The 21,762-nt window shown below is 43.2% G+C and carries 20 protein-coding genes; 9 read left to right on the top strand and 11 right to left on the bottom strand.

Annotated elements, in window-relative coordinates; translation table 11 throughout:
* The first annotated feature begins 87 nt into the window (after window positions 1–87).
* The 3 genes from OO778_RS11570 (at window position 88) to OO778_RS11580 (ending at window position 2,438) form a co-directional block, all read left to right on the top strand.
* Window positions 88–1,266 carry a MerR family transcriptional regulator gene (locus OO778_RS11570; RefSeq protein WP_264909846.1) on the top strand — a complete coding sequence of 393 codons (1,179 nt, stop codon included), beginning with the start codon at window positions 88–90 and terminating at the stop codon, window positions 1,264–1,266.
* A gap of 10 nt (window positions 1,267–1,276) precedes the next feature.
* Window positions 1,277–1,819 carry an N-acetyltransferase gene (locus OO778_RS11575; protein WP_264909848.1) on the top strand — a complete coding sequence of 181 codons (543 nt, stop codon included), beginning with the start codon at window positions 1,277–1,279 and terminating at the stop codon, window positions 1,817–1,819.
* A 169-nt stretch (window positions 1,820–1,988) separates the two neighbouring features.
* Window positions 1,989–2,438 carry a GNAT family N-acetyltransferase gene (locus OO778_RS11580; protein WP_264909850.1) on the top strand — a complete coding sequence of 150 codons (450 nt, stop codon included), beginning with the start codon at window positions 1,989–1,991 and terminating at the stop codon, window positions 2,436–2,438.
* A 59-nt stretch (window positions 2,439–2,497) separates the two neighbouring features.
* On the opposite strand, the gene OO778_RS11585 is transcribed toward OO778_RS11580, so the two are convergent.
* The 3 genes from OO778_RS11585 to OO778_RS11595 form a co-directional block, all read right to left on the bottom strand.
* Window positions 2,498–3,433: a zinc-binding dehydrogenase gene (locus OO778_RS11585; protein ID WP_047689321.1), complete on the bottom strand. Its 936-nt coding sequence runs from the start codon at window positions 3,431–3,433 to the stop codon at window positions 2,498–2,500.
* Window positions 3,434–3,499: 66 nt separating this feature from the next.
* Window positions 3,500–4,588, bottom strand: a complete 1,089-nt coding sequence (locus tag OO778_RS11590) for an alkene reductase (protein WP_017790830.1) — start codon at window positions 4,586–4,588, stop codon at window positions 3,500–3,502.
* Between the two features lie 9 nt (window positions 4,589–4,597).
* Window positions 4,598–5,695 carry an alkene reductase gene (locus OO778_RS11595; protein WP_264909854.1) on the bottom strand — a complete coding sequence of 366 codons (1,098 nt, stop codon included), beginning with the start codon at window positions 5,693–5,695 and terminating at the stop codon, window positions 4,598–4,600.
* 240 nt (window positions 5,696–5,935) lie between these two features.
* Between OO778_RS11595 and OO778_RS11600 the strand changes: the two genes are divergently transcribed.
* The 3 genes from OO778_RS11600 (at window position 5,936) to OO778_RS11610 (ending at window position 7,892) form a co-directional block, all read left to right on the top strand.
* Complete coding sequence (locus OO778_RS11600) at window positions 5,936–6,631, top strand: IclR family transcriptional regulator (protein ID WP_258518616.1); 696 nt, start codon at window positions 5,936–5,938, stop codon at window positions 6,629–6,631.
* Between the two features lie 147 nt (window positions 6,632–6,778).
* On the top strand, window positions 6,779–7,129 hold the full coding sequence (locus tag OO778_RS11605) for a heme-binding protein (RefSeq protein WP_264911387.1): 351 nt from the start codon (window positions 6,779–6,781) through the stop codon (window positions 7,127–7,129).
* Window positions 7,130–7,139: 10 nt separating this feature from the next.
* Window positions 7,140–7,892 (top strand): SDR family oxidoreductase, encoded by a 753-nt coding sequence (locus tag OO778_RS11610; protein ID WP_158127221.1) that lies wholly within the window; start codon window positions 7,140–7,142, stop codon window positions 7,890–7,892.
* A gap of 45 nt (window positions 7,893–7,937) precedes the next feature.
* Here the strand turns inward: OO778_RS11610 and OO778_RS11615 are convergent, their stop codons facing one another.
* Complete coding sequence (locus tag OO778_RS11615) at window positions 7,938–8,819, bottom strand: LysR family transcriptional regulator (RefSeq protein ID WP_001259369.1); 882 nt, start codon at window positions 8,817–8,819, stop codon at window positions 7,938–7,940.
* A 188-nt stretch (window positions 8,820–9,007) separates the two neighbouring features.
* Here OO778_RS11615 and OO778_RS11620 point away from each other — a divergent pair, with 188 nt between their 5' ends.
* Together OO778_RS11620 and OO778_RS11625 are read left to right on the top strand one after the other, a co-directional pair.
* Window positions 9,008–10,204 (top strand): MFS transporter, encoded by a 1,197-nt coding sequence (locus OO778_RS11620; RefSeq protein WP_264909859.1) that lies wholly within the window; start codon window positions 9,008–9,010, stop codon window positions 10,202–10,204.
* Window positions 10,205–10,287: 83 nt separating this feature from the next.
* Window positions 10,288–10,980: an SDR family oxidoreductase gene (locus OO778_RS11625; protein ID WP_228070988.1), complete on the top strand. Its 693-nt coding sequence runs from the start codon at window positions 10,288–10,290 to the stop codon at window positions 10,978–10,980.
* A gap of 555 nt (window positions 10,981–11,535) precedes the next feature.
* On the opposite strand, the gene OO778_RS11630 is transcribed toward OO778_RS11625, so the two are convergent.
* The 6 genes from OO778_RS11630 to OO778_RS11655 form a co-directional block, all read right to left on the bottom strand.
* Window positions 11,536–11,907 carry a hypothetical protein gene (locus OO778_RS11630; protein ID WP_264909862.1) on the bottom strand — a complete coding sequence of 124 codons (372 nt, stop codon included), beginning with the start codon at window positions 11,905–11,907 and terminating at the stop codon, window positions 11,536–11,538.
* Window positions 11,908–12,327: 420 nt separating this feature from the next.
* The gene (gene cas6f / locus OO778_RS11635; RefSeq protein ID WP_264911388.1) at window positions 12,328–12,933 is read right to left on the bottom strand and encodes a type I-F CRISPR-associated endoribonuclease Cas6/Csy4; all 606 of its coding nucleotides are present in this window, start codon (window positions 12,931–12,933) and stop codon (window positions 12,328–12,330) included.
* 9 nt (window positions 12,934–12,942) lie between these two features.
* Window positions 12,943–13,974, bottom strand: coding sequence for a type I-F CRISPR-associated protein Csy3 (gene csy3, locus OO778_RS11640; protein ID WP_264909864.1), 1,032 nt, complete (start codon window positions 13,972–13,974; stop codon window positions 12,943–12,945).
* A gap of 6 nt (window positions 13,975–13,980) precedes the next feature.
* Window positions 13,981–16,068: a type I-F CRISPR-associated protein Csy2 gene (locus OO778_RS11645; protein ID WP_264909865.1), complete on the bottom strand. Its 2,088-nt coding sequence runs from the start codon at window positions 16,066–16,068 to the stop codon at window positions 13,981–13,983.
* A 2-nt stretch (window positions 16,069–16,070) separates the two neighbouring features.
* Window positions 16,071–17,282 carry a TniQ family protein gene (locus OO778_RS11650; protein ID WP_264909867.1) on the bottom strand — a complete coding sequence of 404 codons (1,212 nt, stop codon included), beginning with the start codon at window positions 17,280–17,282 and terminating at the stop codon, window positions 16,071–16,073.
* Between the two features lie 357 nt (window positions 17,283–17,639).
* A complete protein-coding gene (locus OO778_RS11655; protein WP_264909869.1) occupies window positions 17,640–18,809 on the bottom strand; it encodes an MFS transporter in 1,170 nt (389 codons plus the stop codon).
* 856 nt (window positions 18,810–19,665) lie between these two features.
* On the opposite strand from OO778_RS11655, the gene OO778_RS11660 reads away from it, so the two are divergent.
* Window positions 19,666–20,640 carry an alpha/beta hydrolase gene (locus OO778_RS11660; RefSeq protein WP_102332977.1) on the top strand — a complete coding sequence of 325 codons (975 nt, stop codon included), beginning with the start codon at window positions 19,666–19,668 and terminating at the stop codon, window positions 20,638–20,640.
* A 209-nt stretch (window positions 20,641–20,849) separates the two neighbouring features.
* Here OO778_RS11660 and OO778_RS11665 read toward each other — a convergent pair whose 3' ends face one another.
* Window positions 20,850–21,743 (bottom strand): LysR substrate-binding domain-containing protein, encoded by an 894-nt coding sequence (locus OO778_RS11665; protein WP_045625346.1) that lies wholly within the window; start codon window positions 21,741–21,743, stop codon window positions 20,850–20,852.
* Between the last annotated feature and the right edge of the window lie 19 nt (window positions 21,744–21,762).

Raw genomic sequence — 21,762 nt, forward strand, 5'->3', positions numbered from 1 at the left:
GAAAAATTCGAACAAGTCTACTTGACCTGTCTAATACTCTACAGTTCATACTATCCAAATACTAAGAACACTTGGGTCAAATCTCACATGTACTTGATTTCGGAATTGGCAGCAAAGGCTGGCATCTCTCGCACCACCTTACTCTATTACGAGAAGTTAGGGCTGATTAACGGTCAGCGTCTTGACAATGGATATCGCTATTACAACGAAAACGATTTGCAACGACTGTTTTTGATTCAGCAACTTCAAAGCGCAGGACTCTCATTGAAAGAGTGCGAACAATGCTTGGACGCGAAGTTAAGTAGAAGCTTATTAGAAAATCGGCTGACGCAACTCAACCATGAAATTGATAAAAAAGTCCAGGCTCGCGAGTTGCTACTGGCATTACTTGGGGAACGTCCACAAAGAGAGTTACACCACTCTCTTAGTCAAAGTGCGCCTAGCGCTTACTTAAACTGGTTAAGTACGCAGGGTTACAGTGAAAAAGAAGCGCTCCGATTAAAGTGGCTATCAAAAGATATGAACGAACACGAGAGTTACATGAAAGACTTTATGATGGTCTATGCAACATTAGAAAGATGGGGGCCAGGGAGTCTCAAGGACTCTTTAAAAGCGATTTCATTAATGTCACCTCAGACAATGACCGATATTTTAGACATTGGTTGTGGCACTGGCATCTCAACGTTACTACTAGCTGACAACAGTAACGCACACATAATAGCAGTGGATAATGAGCCTGTTGTCATTAAGCAGCTCGATAAAAAAATACAAAACGCACAGTTGCATGAGCGCATTTCTCCTGTTTGTGCCTCCATGACGGAACTGCCATTTCAGGCAAAGAGCTTTGATGCCATTTGGGCGGAAGGCTGTGTGTACATTATGGGAATGGAGAACGCACTAAAACAATGGAAGCCGCTGTTAAAAGACAATGGCGTCTTGATGGTGAGTGATTTGGTTTGGCTAACTGACTCTCCCGACGAAGAGACAAAACAGTTTTGGCTGGCAGACTACCCAGACATTCAATCGATACCCAAACGACTCGCTCTGTTCAAAAAGCATGGCTACGACGTGATAGAACACTTCTCATTAGGCGTCGATGCATGGCAAAACTACTGGCAACCGCTGCAAGACCGAGTTGAGGAATTACAAGCTGTTATGCCCGTGTCCCAAGCGTTACTAGACATTGAGAAAGAGATTTCAGTTTACGAGCGCAGTGCTGCAAAAGATTTTACCTATCAGTACTTTATTTTAAAACTTGCAAACTAGAGATATAGATATGAAATACGCTTCGTACAAACAAGAACAAACTCAAGAAATCATTACACTGTTCAATGACACATTTTCGGATTCAGAAGGCAAAGAAGAAGGTACATTGATTGCGAAACTCGTAGAAGACTTTCTCACTTTACCAACCAAAGATGAGGATCTTTATGTGTTTATTGCTCAAGATGAAAGTGAACGCATTGTTGGCAGCATCATTTTCTCTCGCCTATCGTTTCCAAATGGTGAAAACATATTCCTTTTAGCCCCCGTGGCAGTTGCAACAGATCGTCATGGGCAAGGTGTAGGTCAAGGGCTGATCAAATTTGGGTTAGCGACACTGAAAGAAAAAGGCGTCACCGTTGCCATTACATACGGGGATATCAACTTTTACTCAAAAATAGGATTCGCTCCAATCAGTCAGGACATAATTCAAGCTCCGCTAGACTTGTCCTACCCTGAAGGTTGGATTGCACAATCTTTAGTCAGTAAAGCGTTCCCTAACATCGAGGGAAAACCAACATGCTTACCCGCTATCGACAATCCATATTATTGGTAGTTAATTGGCGTGAAAATTCCTTCGTTTCTGAATTTAGATGGCTATGCTTAAACGCTATTTTCTAAGCGGCGCTCTTACCATGCTCACCTAGTCACAACGGACATACCGTGTATGTTCTAAGCAATTATTCTTTGATAACCTTTAGAAACCACTGATAAATTTGAGGGCTATGATGAAAGTAAGAAAAGCCGTTTTAGATGACTTACCCTACCTTGTTAACTTCACTGCTGAAGAAGCAAGAGAGGCTGAGGGGAGTATTAAGATCCCAGAAACACTTGAAAAGGGCATTCTGGTCGCGCTTCGTGACCCTTCAATTGCTACCTATTGGGTTTTAGTTGATGAGAACAACACTCCCGTAGGGAGTGTCTCTGCGGTTCGCGAGTGGAGCGACTGGAACGCTGGTTATTACTGGTGGATTCAAAGCATGTTCTTATCAAAATCCCAGCGAGGCAAGGGTCGTATGTCATTGCTTTTGGATGCGGTAAAACATGAAATGAAAGAACAAAAAGGCTTAGAGCTGCGCCTATATGTTCACAAAGACAACCGCACGGCTATTAGAGCTTATCAAAATGCTCATTTTTCAAAGTACGATTATGAAATCATGATTTTAAGCGATTGAGAATGAGTTTTAGTCAAATAGCTTCATTTAATGTGAAGCTATTTGGATATAAAATACGACTAGGCGATGACCGTTTTTGTTTTCATAAGTTCGCTGTGCTCCAACGCTTCGGCCATCTGTTCGAATTTAAAATATACGGGTAAACTAACGTCAAAACTGCCTTTTGAAATACGCTCAAGCAGCGCTTCACCATTTTGCATTAATGCATGCCAATCATCTTTATCACCAAAATTATGTAACGCTCCAAGGGCTATTTCGTGGTAAGAAATAGTGCGTGTAAATGGAGGGTCAATGGGTTTAGCAATACGATCTTGAATGCAGACAATATGTCCATTCGCTCTTAACAGTGGCACTAAATGGGCGGCATTTTCCCCACTCACCGCATCAAAAATGGCTAAGTATTTCATGTCGATTTGAGATTGCTCTCGATAAACGTGGCGAATACCTAACCTTTTGGCTCGCTCTTCGCCCAGACTAGTTGAGACAACATCAACCACATAACCAGCATTGACAAGGAACTGGGATAACAAATTATTCACCGCGCCAAAACCAACGACAAGCACTTCTCTTTGTCGGGTTAATGGAATTTTTTCAAATGCCTGCCATGCAGTCAGCATCGGACAAGGCAGTGCCGCAGCAAGTTCAAAAGATAGGCCCTCAGGCAGTGTCATCACTCGCTCAACGTTCAAAACCGTATATTCAGCGAAGCTACCATGGCGATTTAGTGAACCATGATATGCCACTCGACGGCCAATCAAACTTGTGTCAACTTTAGACCCTACTTGTACGACGACGCCTGCACCATCAACACCTGGAACATGACCATTCGGCCAATTTAAAGGGTTGGCTTTAATAAATTTCCAATCGACAGGGTTAATACCAATCGCTTTGTTTTGTACTAAGATCTCGCTGTCATCTAAAGCTGGTATTTCAGCCTTACCTAAAACAAGACTGTGTGTCTCAGTTTGATATTGCCAAATTCGATAGGGTTCCATATCACTTCCACTCGCTTAATGAAAAGGTTAGGCACCAAAGAGTTATCGTCCTTGGTACATAGTGTATTAGGCCTGATAAGTTGGATAATCGGTGTAGCCTTCGGCTCCGCCTCCATACAAGGTTAACCTAGCATCGGCATCAAACTCGGCCAATGGTAAATCATGAGCAAATCGGGCGACTAAATCTGGATTCGTTACAAAAGGAGTACCAAAGGCAACGAAATCAGCATACTGCTTATCTAGCAACTGTTGGGCAGATTGCTTGGTCAACTTTCCTGCAACCATGATTGGATTAGAGTATATTCGGCGTACTTGCTGGCGAAACTCTTCAGGCACCTCTACATAGCGTGATATGTTTTCTGAAAAATGCACATACGCAAGGTTCATCGGTTGTAGTTTTTCCAGCAATGCTAACGTTAGTGGAACAATTTCAACATCATCCCCAGCAAAACCCTCTCCGATATGAGGAGACAGACGAACCGCTACTCTTTCCCCACCAATTTCCTCGGTAAGTGCTTGTAACGTATCAACCAGAAAGCGCATACGATTCTCTTGGCTGCCACCATATTGATCACTTCTTTGGTTGCTTTCTAAGCGTAAAAAGGTATCAAACAAGTAACCATGCGCAGCATGTACTTCAACACCATCAAACCCTGCTTCAACAGCATTTCTTGCAGCTTGAACAAAGTCGGCAATGGTTGCTTGGATTTCATCTGCACTCATTGTTTTTGGCTGCTGGGTCTCCACCATGCCAAACCCGCCTTCAGGTAATGGGCCGAAGACCTGATCTGGAATTTTTATCGCTGATGGTGCCAGGGGTTGTGAACCTGAAATATCGGAATGACTACGACGGCCAACATGCCAGAGTTGGATAAATATCTTACCCCCTTCCTCATGAACAGCCTGAGTCACTTTCTTCCAGCCTTCAATGTGTTCTTCTGTGTAAATGCCTGGCGTCATAGAGTAGCCCCGACCAACGGCTGAGACAGGTGCGCCTTCTGTGACAATCAAGCCAGCACTAGCACGTTGACGGTAGTAGGTTGCCATCATCTCGTTTGGTACATCACCAGGTTGAGACGTGCGTGAACGAGTCATCGGCGCCATAGCGATACGGTTGCTAGTCTCGAGTCCGTGACCTTTAAATACCTTAAACATACTTCCCCCTTAAGCTTTATACGTTGGGTAATCAATAAGCCCTTTTTCACCGCCGCCAAACAAGGTGTTTGGATCGTGCTCTGCGAACGGGTAACCATGAAGTAGACGTTCAGGAAGATCAGGATTCGCAACAAAAGGGCGACCAAAGCCGATCATATCAGCCAGTCCGTCATCAATGGCTTGCTCCGCTTTTTCCGCATTATAACGACCTGCGTAAATCAAAATGCCTTGATAAGCCTCACGTAAGGCACGTTTGAAAGAAACTGGCGTATCAGGGGCGTCATCCCAATCGACTTCAGCGATATGCAGATAAACGATACCGTGCTTATTTAGTACCGCAGCGGCAGCGGTATAAGTTTCGATAGGGTTCGAATCTACCGTACCATTTAAGGTAGTCAAAGGAGCCAGACGCACCCCAACACGGTCAGCGCCAATCGCTTCAACTAATGCTGCAACAACTTCATCAAGAAAACGAAGACGATTTTCCAGGCTACCACCGTATTCATCGGTACGGCTGTTAGCTTCGGAGTCTATGAATTGGTTGATCAAATAACCATTCGCCGCATGCAGTTCAATACCATCAAAGCCTGCCTCAACAGCATTCAATGCCGCTTGACGATAATCTGCGATGACTTGTTGAATATCCGCTTTTGTCATTGATCTAGGCTGGACGACGTCAACAAAACCAGGTTCATCACTGCCATTATCAACGAATACTTTTACGTTTTCCGCTTTTAACGCTGATGAAGAAATCGGTTGATCACCACCAATGTTATCTGGGTGAGTGACTCTACCTACATGCCACAGCTGAGCAAAAATTGCGCCATTTTCTGCATGCACTGCTTGAGTTACTTTACGCCAGCCTTCAATCTGCTCAGGTGTGTATATACCTGGCGTCCACGCATAGCCTTTTGCATTTGGGGAAATTTGTGTTCCTTCGGAGACAATTAAACCTGCACTGGCTCTCTGAGCGTAATACGTCGCCATCATGTCATTAGCGACATCCCCAGGTTGAGTTGCTCTGGAGCGTGTCATCGGTGGCATGGCGATGCGGTTTTTGAGTGTCAAGGACCCCAATTGGATAGGTTGAAAAAGTGATTTAGACATAATAAGCCCTCTTATTTCTTGAGAGGGATATTAACAAACTCAACGCATTACATTGATAGCAACAAAGACAAATGATAGTTGTTAAAATTGCAATAATTTGGACCAATGAAAAAGAGATAACTGAATATAGCTTCACTATAAAGCATGCTTCCGTTGCCTTGTGTTATGGGACATTGGCGAATATGTTTGTCTAAAACGAGTTATAGGCACCTTCACTTATCACTGTTGTTAAGGAGAAATATGGATACTAAGGGCAAAACCATTCAGTCGTTGGAGCGCGGTTTCATGATTTTAGAAACACTCTCTTTCGCAGAATCGCCACTGTCTCTGCAAGACATTACCCAATCAGTAAAATTAGCGAAAACAACCGTATATGGGCTGCTCGCAACGTTAGTCAAACTAGGGTATGTAGAACGTACCAAACAAACATACCAACTCGGTTTAAGACTGAGAGAGCTATCTAAGCCACTCGAACAACGGGACGAACTTGTTCGTCGCCATTTTTACCCACTTCTAAAGAAAATGGCACTGCTTTCCAATAACACAGCTTATCTCGCAATCCAAAGTGGGGCTGATGAGTACCTTTATATCGACGCAATAGAAAAAGATAATCCCTTGACGATACGCAGCCCAAGAGGACGCCGAGAAAGTTTAATTGACTCTGCCATTGGGAAAATATTTGTTTCTTTTAACCCTCAACTAAAAAGAATACTAAGAATGCAAGGTGCGTTAACACCATGGTTGGAGATGGAAATTGAGCAGATTTCCCAACAAGGATTTTCATTGGATCTAGAGCAAGCAGAGCCTGGGCTGCACTGTTTGGCTATTCCTCTTTATATGAATGGTGATCTTGTCGCTGCTGCGGGTTTAAGTGGTGCTGCTGATGAACTCACTGAGGCAAAATTGAGTCATTTTGCTCAAGTATTTCTGAGGTGATTCGACATTATCGAATCTTACTTACTTTTCACACGGTTCGAATGCCCCCCAGGATTTATCTAATTAAACTGAGCGCGTCATTCACGATCATAATTAGGAGACGCCTGTATTTCTCTCAACTTAGCAAAACAGATCACTGCGATAGCTATACAACAAGCGAAACAACAAGAATTTAACATCTGTGTCAGTGTTGTTGATCAAGCTGGATTATTAGTCCATTTTGAACGCATGGATAATGCATTGCTCGGCGCGATTGATGTGGCGATAAAAAAGGCCAGAACAGCAGCGCTTTTCCAAACCAATAGTGCTGAACTTGGTGCGATCGCACAACCTGGAGGTGCGATTTATACACTTGAAGCCACGAATGGAGGACTTATTTCCTTTGGTGGTGGTGTGATCCTCCGTAACGAACAAGGTAATGTTATTGGCGCTATAGGGGTTGCAGGAGCGACCGTTGAAGCCGATGAAGCCATTGCACAACTTGCAGCTCGTCAATAAGGAGATCCAGATGAAAACGGTAGTGATTACTGGCGCAGCTTCTGGCATGGGGTTAGCGGCTAGTAAGTTGTTTCTAGAAAAACATTGGCGCGTTCTGATGATAGACACCAACGAGGAGCACGGGCAACAGCAATGTTTGAAACTTCAAAGCCAAGGTTTTACTGAGGTTTATTTTCAACGTTGTGATATCACTCAAGCATCACAGGTCTCGCAGGTCGCCGAGTTTGCAATTGACAACTTTGGACAAGTTGACAGCGTGATCAACAATGCTGGAGTTTGGCGTGGTGGTGAACTACATCAAACAACAGAGACAGATTGGGACTTATTGTTTGATGTTGATGTGAAATCGATATTTTTGATGAGTAAGTACTTTGTGCCATACATGATTGCACAAGGTGGAGGGACTATTGTAAATACGGCTTCAGTATCAGGGCTGAATGGGGATCATCAGATGGCAGCCTACAATGCAGCAAAAGGAGCAGTTGTTAACTTAGTCCGAGCGATGGCACTCGATTATGGAAAATATAACATTAGAGTAAACAATGTATGTCCTGCCGCTTGCGCTACTCCAATGTTTCTTGCCAACGCCAAAGAAGTGATTGACACATTTAATCAGGCCAACCCTCTAGGCAGGATCTGCACGCCAGAGGAAGTCGCTGAAGCAATGTACTTCTTGGCCTCTGATGCATCAAGCTCATGCAATGGTATCAACCTACCTATTTCTGGTGGCTTAGAGCTGCATACTGGTCAACCGATACAATAAAATCGATATAAAAGCGAGGTCGGCAACGGCCTCGCTTGGAACGATTTACAGATCCAGTTTCGGCTGAATAAAATCGATAAAAGCAGAAATCCGCTTGGCAACAGAAGAAGACTTATAGTAGACGGCATTAATTTGCTCCCTGCCTGAGTTGCCGATTTTTTCACCTTCTAACAACGCAATTAATCTTCCTTCCGCAATATCTTTTTTCACCATAAAGCCTGATAGGCAGGCGATTCCATTTCCCATCAATGCTAGCTGTCTCACCGTTTCACCGTTACTTGAGGTCAGCGTGGGTGTCAGCCCTGAAAATCCTTTCAGAGGCCATTCGTTGAGTGTTTTTGGTGTTGAAAATCCGATGGTATCGTGATGTTCCAAATCACTGCTCTTACTCGGAAAGCCGCGCTTTGATAAATAATCAGGTGAAGCAACAATGTAAAGTAAACTTCGGCCAAGAGGCCTTGCGTGTAAAGTTGAATCATTTAATGCACCGATACGAATAGCGATATCGGTTTTCTTTTCTAGCAAATCAACAAAACCTTCATTAGAAGTTAACTCCAACTCAATATCAGGATAGGCTTGATTAAATGGCTGAACGAGTGGAACTAACTGGTGAAACACAAATGGACTGGCGGCATCAACACGCAGCCGCCCTTTGGGTAATTCCCCACGGGATATGATCTCGTCTTCCGCTTGCTGCAACTGCATCAGCCCTATTCTTACCGACTCAACGAATTGCCGCCCCTCATCCGTTAATTCAATCCGTCTTGTGGTTCGGTTTAATATCGTCACGCCAAGTTGGCTTTCTACCTTACTCACCGCTCGTGATACGCGTGCCACCTGTATATCGAGACTTTCTGCCGCCGCAGTAAATCCACCAGTATCAACGACAGTAAGTAGAATTTCTAAATCGTCCGATTTCGTGCGCATGCTTGCCTACCATTTACTCAACAGTTTTGTTTAATTATTGCATTTATAGCAAATATCATTTGTTAAATAACCTATTTTTTGCAACTACATTTCCACGCAAAATCCCTCCATCAAATCACGGCAGCACGACAAGTTGATAAGTACATTCGCTGCTGTTTACTAGAACCTAATAAAAGAGAGTAAATGATATGCCATTAGCACTTCTTGCATTGACGCTCAGCGCCTTTGCTATCGGAACGACGGAGTTTGTGATCGTGGGGTTGCTCCCGACCATGGCTTCGGACCTAAACGTCTCACTGCCATCCGCAGGACTGCTGGTGAGCCTTTATGCACTCGGTGTTGCGATTGGCGCACCTGTCTTAACTGCACTAACGGGAAAATGGAACCGTAAGCACGTCCTCATTGCTGTTATGTCATTGTTTGTGATTGGCAACTTATTGGCATGGCAAGCACCTGGTTACAACACCCTTATCGTTGCTCGCATTTTGACTGGTTTAGCTCACGGTGTCTTTTTCTCTATCGGCTCTACGATTGCAACAAGCCTAGTCCCCAAAGAAAAAGCAGCCAGCGCGATTGCGATTATGTTCACGGGATTAACCGTGGCATTAGTAACGGGCGTGCCGCTCGGTACTTACATCGGCCAAACCTTTGGTTGGCAATCGACGTTTTTGATTGTAGCGCTATTGGGACTGATTGCGCTGATTGGTAGTGCGTTCTTAGTGCCAAGCAACCTAAAACAGCCTGCTGCCGCGAAACTGTCATCGCAGCTAAAAGTGCTCACTCAACCAAGGTTACTACTGGTGTATGCAATTACCGCACTCGGCTACGGTGGTACCTTTACCGCTTTCACTTTCCTAGCGCCGATTTTGCAACAGGAAACAGGATTCAGCGCCAATGCAATCAGCCTAATTATGTTGGTATACGGCGTATCAGTAGCGATTGGTAATATTTGGGGCGGCAAAATGGCCGATAAGATGGGGCCAATTAAAGCGCTGACAATTATTTTTGCGGGACTCGCCAGCGTATTAGTTGTATTTAACTTTACGGCCGTTAACCCTATCGCCGCAGTAGCGACCATTTTAGTTTGGGGGGCCTTTGCATTCGGTAATGTTCCTGGCTTACAAGTCTATGTGGTTAAACTGGCTGAAAAATACACTCCTGATGCGGTAGACGTCGCTTCTGGTCTAAACATCGCGGCGTTTAACGTGGGTATTGCGCTTGGCTCTTGGGGCGGCGGTATGATTGTGTCAGAAATGGGCTTAATGCATACCCCTTGGATTGGAGCCGTGATAGTGATCGTTGCGCTCGCTCTTACTCGAATGAGTGGACGTCTTGATAAACGTACAGCAGTTCATTTGTCGGAAGCAAACGTACTTGTGAAGTAAGTATCACGACAATGGTTACAAGCTGGTCAAGGCTCGGTATTGACCAGCTAATTCTTACTTATAATCAACTTAGGTAGCTCACAATGAAAACGGTTTTTATCACTGGCGCCAATCGAGGCTTGGGCCTAGAGCTTGTTAAACAATACGCTCAGCGTGGATGGCGTGTGATTGCATGCTGCCGTGACATCAATACAGCTCAGGCTTTGTGTCTCTTGGTACAAACTTATCCCACCATTTGTATTCATCCGCTCGACGTGAGTAACGAGTCCCATATTCTCACTTTGACAGAAAAATTTGCGGGCATCGCCATTGATGTACTCATTCATAACGCAGGAGTGAGCGGAGATGAATGTGAAAGCCTAGGCAACATGGGGCAAAAGGAGTGGATAAATGTATTAAACGTCAACACCATTGCGCCCATGTTAATCACGCAGGCTTTGCTTAATAACATTCTTGCGGGTGAAGATAAAACCATCATTGGGATGACTTCAATACTCGCTAGCATCGATGACAACCGCTCTGGTGGTCGATACAGCTATCGCGCATCAAAAGCCGCCCTCAACCAAATAATTAAATCTCTGGCTTGTGAGCTATCCGAAGTGGGAGTGAAGACTATGGCAATTCATCCTGGTTGGGTACAAACCGATATGGGCGGAAAGGATGGCAAGGTAACAGTAGAAGAGAGTGTTAAAGGCATGCTTAATGTTATCGACAATTTAAAACTTAAGCATTCAGGTTCATTTTTTGTCTACGATGGCACTCAATTGCCGTGGTAAGCCCTGTAGTTACGTCACATGCAAGTTCTAAGGGTATGATATGCTTTTATTTATAGTTTTAATCCTTTCTATTGTCGGTTTGATCTGGTGGTATTTACACAAAGTCTCCCGTGATATTTCCCAAATTGACTGGGATTGGGATGACGATGAGATCCTATAAATTGATATTGCCTGAATCTATGGCAGGTCACATTACATATTCTAAGGAAAAACTACGAGCCTGCTCTGGACTGAGTAAATACTTTAACGTGAAATGGGGCACTTCTGAGTTACGACGCGCCAACTTTTAAAGTTCTGCACAAAAGCGTTTTACGAACTTCGGGCGACATCAACCTTTCTTACTTCCAGATCGCAAAACGACATCTCATGAAGCGGTGCCAATAGTGGCTGAAATTTGGGAAAATCACTCACCTCCACTCTGAAGTGTTGGATTCATTTTATACAAAATTTTTTCTGAACATGCGTACATGTGCACACGGATAGTAGTTTTACCCACGAGCCCTGAGCTGAGCATCAGGATTTTTCTAATCCAAACGACCTGAATCGCCAACAACCTTAATTTAAGTCGTCAATATCCGTTTGTAGTAATGTTGTAGATTGATAGAAAGGTACCCTGTAATCACAAAAAACATCTCGATAATCGTCACTAGACTCAACAACAAAGATAACTCGTAAATTCTCTATTGATCGGACTGTTAATCGACTACGTAACCAACCTGCGTAGTTCGTGTCCTTTAAGGCTTCAACACCGTCAAACCAGATCCAACGAGGATATTCATTTTCTTCAATAGGCTTGTTCAGCTTTTCTGACGACTTAAAGTTATCTCTATACTCTTTCAAATCAATGGTTTCTACCGCAATACCCAAAGATTCATTGATTCGATTGATCTCCAACACAAATGTGTCTGGCAGGTTTGTACGAAACACATGATGCCTATACATATTCAGGCCCCAAGTACACCTAACATATCGTTCGAGGCCTACATCATAGTCATTGAAATTAACATCAATATCTTCAAGTCTTTTTAAATACATAGGGAACCTTTTAAACAAAAAACCACCAAGAGAAGTCTTGATGGTTTTGATTATTAACTACTTGTTCAGCAGGTAGGTTGCTTTTTTCCTGACCTATTCTTAGCTGCCTATACGGCAGGTCACTGTCGTAGCGTCAAGGCAAACGGAGTTTTATAATTATTGGCTGCCTATGCGGCAGGTCACTATAAAGCATAGTCATCAAGTCTCTGATTTTGAGTGCTTAAAGTCACAATTCACTAGAATACCTTTTTTCTTCTTACTGCCGTAAGTCATTGTTTCTATTTATCTGAATAAAGGTTTTCAAAAAAAGGGTCAAAAACGTAACTCAGGTACCGTGCCTTTTCTTTCTTGATTGGTGGCTAAACCATAGCTATTAAAGTTTGCTGCGCCGCGCTCACCGACAAACTCCTTTTGTACAAACAACATATAATCCTCCCCAGATGAACAACTGGAGATTGGTATTCGATGGAAGCTATCGACGACACGCTCTTCATTAGTGACTGGTAATGAAGTTCCAGCATCAAGTAGTTCGGCTCTCGCCATGCTACGTTTGATTCGACGTTTCTTGGAACCCAGAAAGCTTTTCCCAATCGTTTGGTTACGGGTAAACCTCACCTCTAAAGCATTGTCTGGCACCTCACTGACACTGGAGATTTCAAATAAACCTTCATTTACCATCAAAGAAAAATAGGGCTGAAAAGAGAGTCCAATCATCATCTCTTTATCTTCCGCAACAAAGGCAATTGTTTGGCCAACTGTAGATTCATTCCAATCAGGGAAGCTCACACCAACCCTATTCATTGCTTGTCGGTTATTGACCATAAACAAGTGCATTTGGGATATACACCGTCCTGCCAATAATTCATGATCGACTTGTGCATGTATGTAACGTATTAAGAAGTAGTAACGCTTTATCATCATTATTCCTTACTTCGCTTTGGAACAATTGAAGAGGCCGCCTTTGATCAAGACAGACATAATAAAGTGCACGTCATTTGGGATGGTCTGAGAAACTGTCATTATCTCAATCCAATTTTCTGTATTTCTGACTAATTGGTAAAAGTCATTTCCATGGAACACATGTCGCCTTGCTATAACGTACTCTCGGTCAGCGCCATATTCGTTCACTCTTAATGGCTTATCAGCCTCTTCATGCCACCAATCGTCAATCGATTGTAACGCCGCACCAACTTTTTGTCCGTGAAACGCAACGGTTTCTTTTCCGCTCAAAAGCTCTACTGTGGCTAGCTGCTTAGTAGGGATTCCATCTTCTCGACTATCCAAAAACTCTTGGCTTGGGTAAACCTCATCTCCCCAGCCAACCTGCATTTTCGCTTTGATGTCCATGTAGAAGTATTCGGTTGGGTCAGACAATGCTCGCTCCAGATAGACTGTAAGCCTTTCTAAGCATTCTGTTGAATCACCATCCCAATGACCATACCAAGAGAGTTTTTGAGCATGTTCGACAACGAAGGTATCCAATTCACTGGTCGTCACTTCAATAGTGATATTTCTGCACTCACGATTTCGCCATAACCAAGTACCAAGCAAGATGTTCTTCGCATAACGATTAGCTAACTCTTTGTATCCGTTGAGCTCTTTATAAATCTTAGCAAACATAGACAGTTTACTGCGCACTTCATCATCACTACAGATATCCGGTGTTAACGAATTGGCTCGAATTCGAAGTGAAAATGCGCAATAGATTTCATCAACGCCGGGCTTTACATAGCACTCTTCGATGAACTGAGGGTTCGAATAGGCCAAGTCTTGGGGGGCAACATTCTTGTCTACGAACTTGTTCCCCTTGTATGCTTCTGAATAACTCCCTTTTGGTGCGCGCAATCGGGTTTTATCTACATTAAGGGGACACATCTCACCACTTTCGGATAGATAGTAGAAATAAGCTTTGCCAGCAGATAGTGATCGGACATAGTTCAACTGAGTGCAAAGTTCCATAAGCGACTAATCCCTATAGTTTTTTATAAGAATAGTTTCGCTACTGCATTCTATCGACCAAAAGGCGTGGTTTAAAAAGTGATCTCGTCCACTAAAACGGACCTCTATCGGGTTTATTCGCTTAGCTAGCCCTATCGCATTCTCCGCATAAGCATGACAACCTGTAATTGCGTCACCCCTCTTAGTTGCATGCTCTAATAAATGGTAACCAAGAGAAACGGGCAAGTTATCATCGTCTTGAGTGAGCAACCGCTCTAACTCATCAAAATTAGTAGGTTGCTTTTCACTTGGGTATAACCATCGCCCGTATGCAGGTAATCCTTTTAAAACATGGAAAAGTTCACTCCTGCCTGTAAATGTTCTAAGCCACTCAATCTGCGTCGATAGCTGTGGTTGGTATAATGCCCCTCCGGCGAAAGCAACGGGAAGCGCCGTTTTAAGCGCTGATCTAAAATCTGAAATTCGGCTTTCACTATGAACTCTGATAACTAAGTCTATTTCTAGGTCCGACAATCGTTCACTGCGAATGGTTGGTCGTTTCGCATTAGAAACCGTTCTAGCTTTGGCGACTGAGTTTGGTTCTGTCAACTTGGCTGTTGATTGAATATTCTCGTTTCGAACATAAAAAGCGAAACTAGAAAACTCAACTGGGGAACCATGGTTAACTAATTGATTAAATTGCCTTTGATAATCGTGCATGAACCCCCAAATGGCCGCCAAAGACGGCACACCACACAAACAAGGGTTACTCATTGCTACCGCGTCTTGCACTCTCATTGACGACAGGTAGATATATTGCTCCCCCGTCACCGTATCTTGATTGTTAATTGGCTTACTAAGTCGCTCAAGCACCCATGTCACTTGGGCTTTCGCTAACTGCATCAGTTTTGGGTGATAAGCAAACTTGGCAGAATACATATTATTTTGAAATGCGAGATGTAAGCGTCGGTTAAACTCACCAGCCAAAGAGCCAAGCTCCGATTCTGGTAACGACAAAAAGGCTTGAACTAAGGTGTCGTCATGCTCTAGTTGCTGCTGAATGGGTTCAGATTCGGCAATATCTCTTAACTCAATGAGTGGAAGCATCCATAAGGCTATCTGCTTTCGTAAAATCTTACTCCTAACCTGACGAGCTCTTTCTCTTTGCCGCTGTGTTTTGGCTGGCTCAGATCCAATTAGGCGATTTAGTACCTGACAAATTTTGGCGTTAGTTACCTGATAGTCATCAAAGTAATGACCACTCTTTTGACGGTTTGCCACTAACGTCCCACCCTTGGTCTGTTTAACGCCTAGCGGGTAATTTAGGACTCTCATATGCCCACCCAAACTGCCACACAGGTTCCCAATACTGGCAGAGTTAGGCAGTGACGAAGAGACAAAACTGAACTTGTTTTCTGGACTTCGCGCTCTTATTTCTAGTTCGCACTGAAGAGCATGACTCACAACGGGGGTGATCGAAACATAATCATCACCCCATGGAAACCGTAATTGCTTACTGTAAGTACTAACACTGTCGGGAAAATTATTCTCTGGAAGTTGTTCTTCAATTACACGTTGTAAGCGAGCAAGTGACTTCACATCCAAGCCAAATTCTGTAAGCAGATCAAGCCAAACTGAGTTTTTCTGCTGAATAAGCGAAAGGATACACACTGGCTGTGATTGCCATTTAAAAGGATTCAGTAACCACAATGTGTGACGATAGACAGCAGAGTTATGAGCCCACCCCAATCGCTGAGCCAATACTGCACTTGAAATAAACTCCTCGGCTGTAGAAAGAGGTCGCGCAATTATCCGTTGGTCCTTAACACGACAGTCTGGAAACTTTAGGTTATGTGTGTGGAACCACTGGATTTCAGCAAGAGAGGCATCTAAGTTTTCAGAATCTTTTAAATACCTTTGAGCTCGGGCTACATCCAACCAATCCAAGCACCTATCAGCTTGATGACTAGAACTGAGATTGAGCAAAATCGTCAACGTTTCTTGTTCATACCCATCAACACAAACGTCTTCTGTATAGGGCATGAACATCTTTTTTAGAGCAGTTTGTTTTATTGCTTCGTCTTCAATTGCTAGTAGATCACTTAATTTCGTCATAATTACCACTCAGGTAGATACACGCTTAAACCGTCATTTTCAGAGCACATGCGAGTCAGCTTTGTTTCGATGACACTTCTTAGGGTGAACGCCGAGTCATGACTGGCAATTTTGGTATGCATCCGCGACCTAATCGCTGCTTTAATCTCACCAAACTCATACAACCGATACACCTCATCCGTTGTGCAAGAAAGCAATGTAGACACTTCTAAGGGGCTCAACAGCACATCGCCTACATTCCCTTTGCTGCTTGAAGGTAGTGTTGCCATTAACTTTGTAAAGTAGGCTAACACTTGCGTGAGCACGCTATTACGCTCTAACTGCCTACTTGGTAACTGGCGGCAATCTTTAAGTAAAGCGCCAAAAACTTCATTGAAAAACGTCTTTTTCCAATCTTTGATTCGAATGAGATCGGCTTTGTTTACCAACTCATCAAGTTCTTCCTTCAGCACTCTTGGCCAACAAGAGCAATACTCAACAAATGACTCAAAACTGATGTTCTCAATATCACCGTAACGATTAACGTACCATAGTAAAAAACCATATCGCTCAGAGAGCGTCATTTCAGCCTTCAGTAATCCCAAAGGTTTTGAGTCATTTCCTGACAACCATCTTGCAACCAGTAGCGCAGCCACTGGCGCATCTGCTACCGGTGAGTTGCGGAGTTCAAAACCGCATTCGCATTGGCTAATACTCTCGGTGGTTTGGTATTCCAATCTCGATTGGCACTCTGGGCAGTGATGAACCAATTTACAGCCATGGCGCTCACAAGCTTGCTGAGAAAGAAATTGCCACTGCTGACGAATGTAGGGAGCCTCACTAATACATAAAGGGCAAATAGGCGTGAAGCGTTTACCAAGAAAAACGAAAGGATAATCAGAACCTAACCGATGAACGGCTTTGTATTCGGGAGAAAACTGAGCTTTTGAATGTGACAACGCAAGGCGAAGTGCACCAAAGTTATTGAGTTTTAATTGGTTCTCAAGATGGATAAGAACTCGCACCCGCATTTGGCTTGTGGTTTGGGCGTGATAAATATTGATTCGGTTGAGCTCTAAGGAGAAAGCACCGGGAATCGCTTCATGCTGATCCAACGTGTCAAACCAGATGTCTTCAGCAAAATGAGAAAATCGCTCGTAGCCCTGTTCTTGTGATAAGCGCAATAAGAAGCTTTCGAGCGATTCATCAGGGTAAAGTTGAATGTCCGTTTTCACATGCCACCGCCAAAACTTAGAATTTCTAAGTTTCAGTATCGAGGATATTTCATATATTGCAACCATAGAAGCCAATGTGTTTTGCAAAAAACGCCTACGAACTCATCCAATATACGACAGAATCGCTTGGTAATCACAAACTGTGATGCGAACGATCTAAGAAGGTTCTGCCCCGAACTTTGTTAGAACTAATAGACACTTCAAAGTAGCGACATGCACTTTGAATAACGTAATCTAATGCAAAATGAATGGCTGATTGGACTAACATGTTTAATCCAATCAGGAATGAGCAAGTAATAGAAATAGTACTGACCTTCGTGGTTATGCTTCTCTCATGAAAGCCAGCACTTTCGCGGATTAATTCACTTCTGAAAGTTTAAGAACGGGACTTTTTTTCTGATTTAGTAAGATACTAATCAACGCTAATACCGTAAATGCTAAGCTTGATAGGAATAGATTTTCTACACCGAACTGAGCGATAAACCACCCCGCGATTACCGAGCCAATAGTAATTCCTAGGTTTGAAAAAGATACAAAAAGACTATTCGCAAACACTTTAGAATCTCCCGCATTTTCCATTATCCATGTCTGGCTAACGATCAAGCCTGCTGAGTGTACAGCGCCCCAAAATGCAACCATGGCAATCATAAAGTAGAAAGAAAATCCCATAAGGTAAATTGTGATAAAGGTAAGACTGAATAGTACAGGGTACAGTACTACAGTTTTTCGCATATTCTGACTGAGTAACTTACCAAAGATAAAGTTGCCAAAGATACCAAATACACCGAACACCATCAGCATGGCACTAATCCACGTACCATTCATATTCGTTACTGTGCTTAAGTATTGAGTAATAAAGCTGTACGAAGAAAACATCGCTGCAAAGATGAATATCACGGTGAATAGCGACAGCCACATGGACTTGCTACGTAAAATAGTTACTTGAGAGCCGAATGACATTTTTTCCTTTACAGGCGCGCTTTCCATCAAGAACATCACACTCACTAACGCAATAGCACAAGCAGTTAAGCCAAAGTAGAAGGCATAAGCAAGTGAATATTCTTCAGCCAGATAAGCGCTAATCGGAATACCAAAGACCAAACCTACCGCTACTCCACCAAAAACTTTAGCGGCGGCGTTGCTTTGTTCTTCAACTGGAACCATAGATGTGACAACCACTAAGGCAACAGAAAAGAAAACAGCATGGACTAAAGCCGGTAGAACGCGAAATACCATCATGGTTGAGTAATCTTGCGTCATGGCGTACACAAGGTTCGAGAGCACGAATAAGGAAAGAATGCCGACTAGAACATACTTCCTATTCCATCCAGACATCAATAATGTGATGAAGGGTCCGCTTATGGCGACAATGACAGCATAGATACTGACTAATAGCCCCGCTTCTTGTACGTCAATGTTTAAATCTTTCATGACTTGCGGAAGAAGACCGATGATACCCAGCTCTGTCGTGATAACGCCAAAAACGGCTAAAGATAGAGCAAAGATAAACAAGCTTTGTTTTTTCATTGTTTCAACTCAAATGATTATTAACGTATGGAATATATGTACCGTTAACATTGGTTGTTGTTAGAACACTCAACCTATGCTTTGGATAGGTGACGCAAAAATGTTGTTTTTCGTCCAATAAAAATGCCGTTATCAATGCAATTGAATTCGGCAAATTATCGGAATTCGCATTTTCAAAGGGGGAATGGCTTCTATTTATCCCGATGACATGCGCTTAGAACCGTGTTGTACGAAACTTGCAAGTGACGACTGGTTGCTCGCTTTCCATGATTTTGTGTGGTCATTTCAATAATTCTGCCCCTAATGCCTGGTTTGCAGGCTTCGTAACAATAGTTCACTTGAAACGTGCGACAGCAACTCAGGCAGCGATACCTTTGATGGCCTTTAGGGCCATAGCCATGTTTTACCACGCTGTCACTCTTACAACAGAAGTGGCAATGGGGGTTATTCGTCGTCACATCGAACCTCAAAGTCTCAGTGAGAGATACCGAAAATCTTTTGAATGTCATTATCAAGTTGGATTGCATAATAGGGGATAACACACGCTGAATTAAGTCCCTTAGATTATTAATACATATTCCCACCAGGACTTAATGTGTGTTTTTTGCAGCGTTAGACTGAACATCAAGCTCAGAAGAAAGCAAAACAAGCATCTGTTTTTAAATGATTTAATCTCTGGTTTCTTTCGATAAATAGAAGGTGTGATGAATGCACACAATTTAGCCGTTACGTTGATTTGTTAAAAAACACCCAGTTGACGACTCGAACATGCCATGACACATTTTGCGCCCTGCTTCGGTATGCCATTTAATGTGAGGGCATATCGGTATAACACGTTATGAGATGATTTAACCTTATGAAAAAATGGAAGAAAACACTTTTAGCCTCATCGGGTATTTTACTTTCCTCAATGGCTTTTGCGGGTAATGAGCAGAGTCAAAAAAACAGTGAGTTTCCAATCCCTGCAGGCTTTGAAAGTAGCTTTAAAGACGTGAATGGCGTAAAGCTTCACTACGTAGTTGGAGGTGAAGGACCTTTATTATTAATGGTTCATGGTTTTGCTCAGTCATGGTACGAGTGGCACCAATTAATGCCTAAATTAGCGGAAGAGTATCAAGTTGTAGCCATGGACCTGCCAGGGTTGGGGTTGTCTGAGCCGCTCAACTCCTCTTATACAGGACAAGACGTATCACCTTATATCCATTCTTTAGCTAAAACCTTTAGTCCGGAAGAGAAATTTAATGTTATCGCTCATGACATTGGCGGTTGGGTGACCTACCCAATGCTGGCTCAGCATCAGAATGATATTGATAAGGTCGCTTTATTAGAGACCATCGTACCAAGCGACCTCATCTATACGTTCCCGGCCTATACGCCTCAGGGAGAGTCGACCGCGTGGCACTTCAGTTTTTTCTCTGCTAAAAATGAATTAGCTGAATCACTTATCTCCGGTAATGAAGATAAGTTTTTTAAACATTTCATTCTTGAGCATGCAGAAAACAAGAATGCATTTTCAGATGAACTCTTCGGTATGTATGCTGACTCTTATAAAAAGCCTCAAACGTTACATGCCGCTTTTGAATATTACAGAGCGCTCCCAGAGTCTGTGATTCAAAATGACAATCTATCAGAGAATAACTTGTTGAAAATGCCGATTTTGGCAATATCAGGTAACGGTCAAGGCAGTTTAGGTAAAACTCAAATTAATCAAATGAAAGAGTATGCCAACGACGTTCAAGGTCATGTGTTGGAGTCATGTGGCCACTGGTTGATGGAGGAGTGCCCCGTCCAGGTTGAAAGTATTGTTACTGACTTTTTTGACAAAAAATAATTTACAAAACTGAGCTGAGTTTTGTTTCTATTGCGGTCTTCATTGCTGCTATAGACTGTCTATCATTGTTGTTAATACATACCCTAGAGTGAACGCTAGGGTATTTTTTCATTTGAGCGATGATGAGTCTAAAGCGTTGGAGAGATTCAGAGAACAATGGCGATTGAGTTGATTCGTGCTCAGTCATATCGCGATACAACGAGAACGCATTATTCGTTGTCTAGTTCAGAATGTACCCAGCGAGAAAACGCTTGGAATTTTGCTCTCGTTTCCATGCCTTTAGGACAAACCAAATCGTAGCCCTTTCCTGATTCAATATGTGGAAATGGCGCGACTAACCTCCCCGCTTGGATCAAAGGCAGCGCAAATTCATATCGAGCAAGAAACACACCGAGCGATAATTCCGCTGCTTCCATCGCCAGTCTGTTATCACTATAGAAATCACATCGCTTTTCGCAGTCGATGCCGACATTCATCTCATCTAACCAATACTGCCACGCACTCGTATCCCCTCTATGGATAAAATTAACGTCAGATAGAGCGCTCAACCCATTGTGAAGGTCATGCTCAGCGGCGTAATCAACACTGCACACAGGTGTTCTTTTCCCTGAAAACAGTCGCTCACTGTAGTGGTTGGGGTACCGCCCTTGGCTATAAAAAATCGCCACATCGTAAGGCTCAAATTGAAAATCAGATTGATTTTGTTTGGTTTGCAGCTTGATGCTTAGATTGGGGTATAGCTGACGAAGTGAAGGGAGTTTCGGGATCAGCCAAGCAGAGGCGAAATAAGGTGATGTCGCTATATGCAAGCTACCAGTCAGCTCTCCGGTTTGAATGTCAGAAAGGGTGGAAAATATGGACTCAAATGATGAGTTCAAAACACTCAGAACTCTTTGTCCCTCCGGCGTGAGCTCTAACTTTCGGGTTTTTCTAATGAATAGATTGAATTGAAGCTGCATTTCCAGTTTTTTAATTCGCTGGCTCACCCCACCCTGGGTCAGAAAGAGCTCTTCTGCTGCCTTGGTAAAACTCAAGTGGCGCGCTGCAACGCTAAAAGTATGAAGCAGAGAAAGCTGCTGCTGTTGATTGGTTATTGAGCTCATGCATTACTCTGGTTAATTC

The organism is Vibrio sp. STUT-A16, assembly GCF_026000495.1.
GTDB lineage: Bacteria > Pseudomonadota > Gammaproteobacteria > Enterobacterales > Vibrionaceae > Vibrio > Vibrio diabolicus.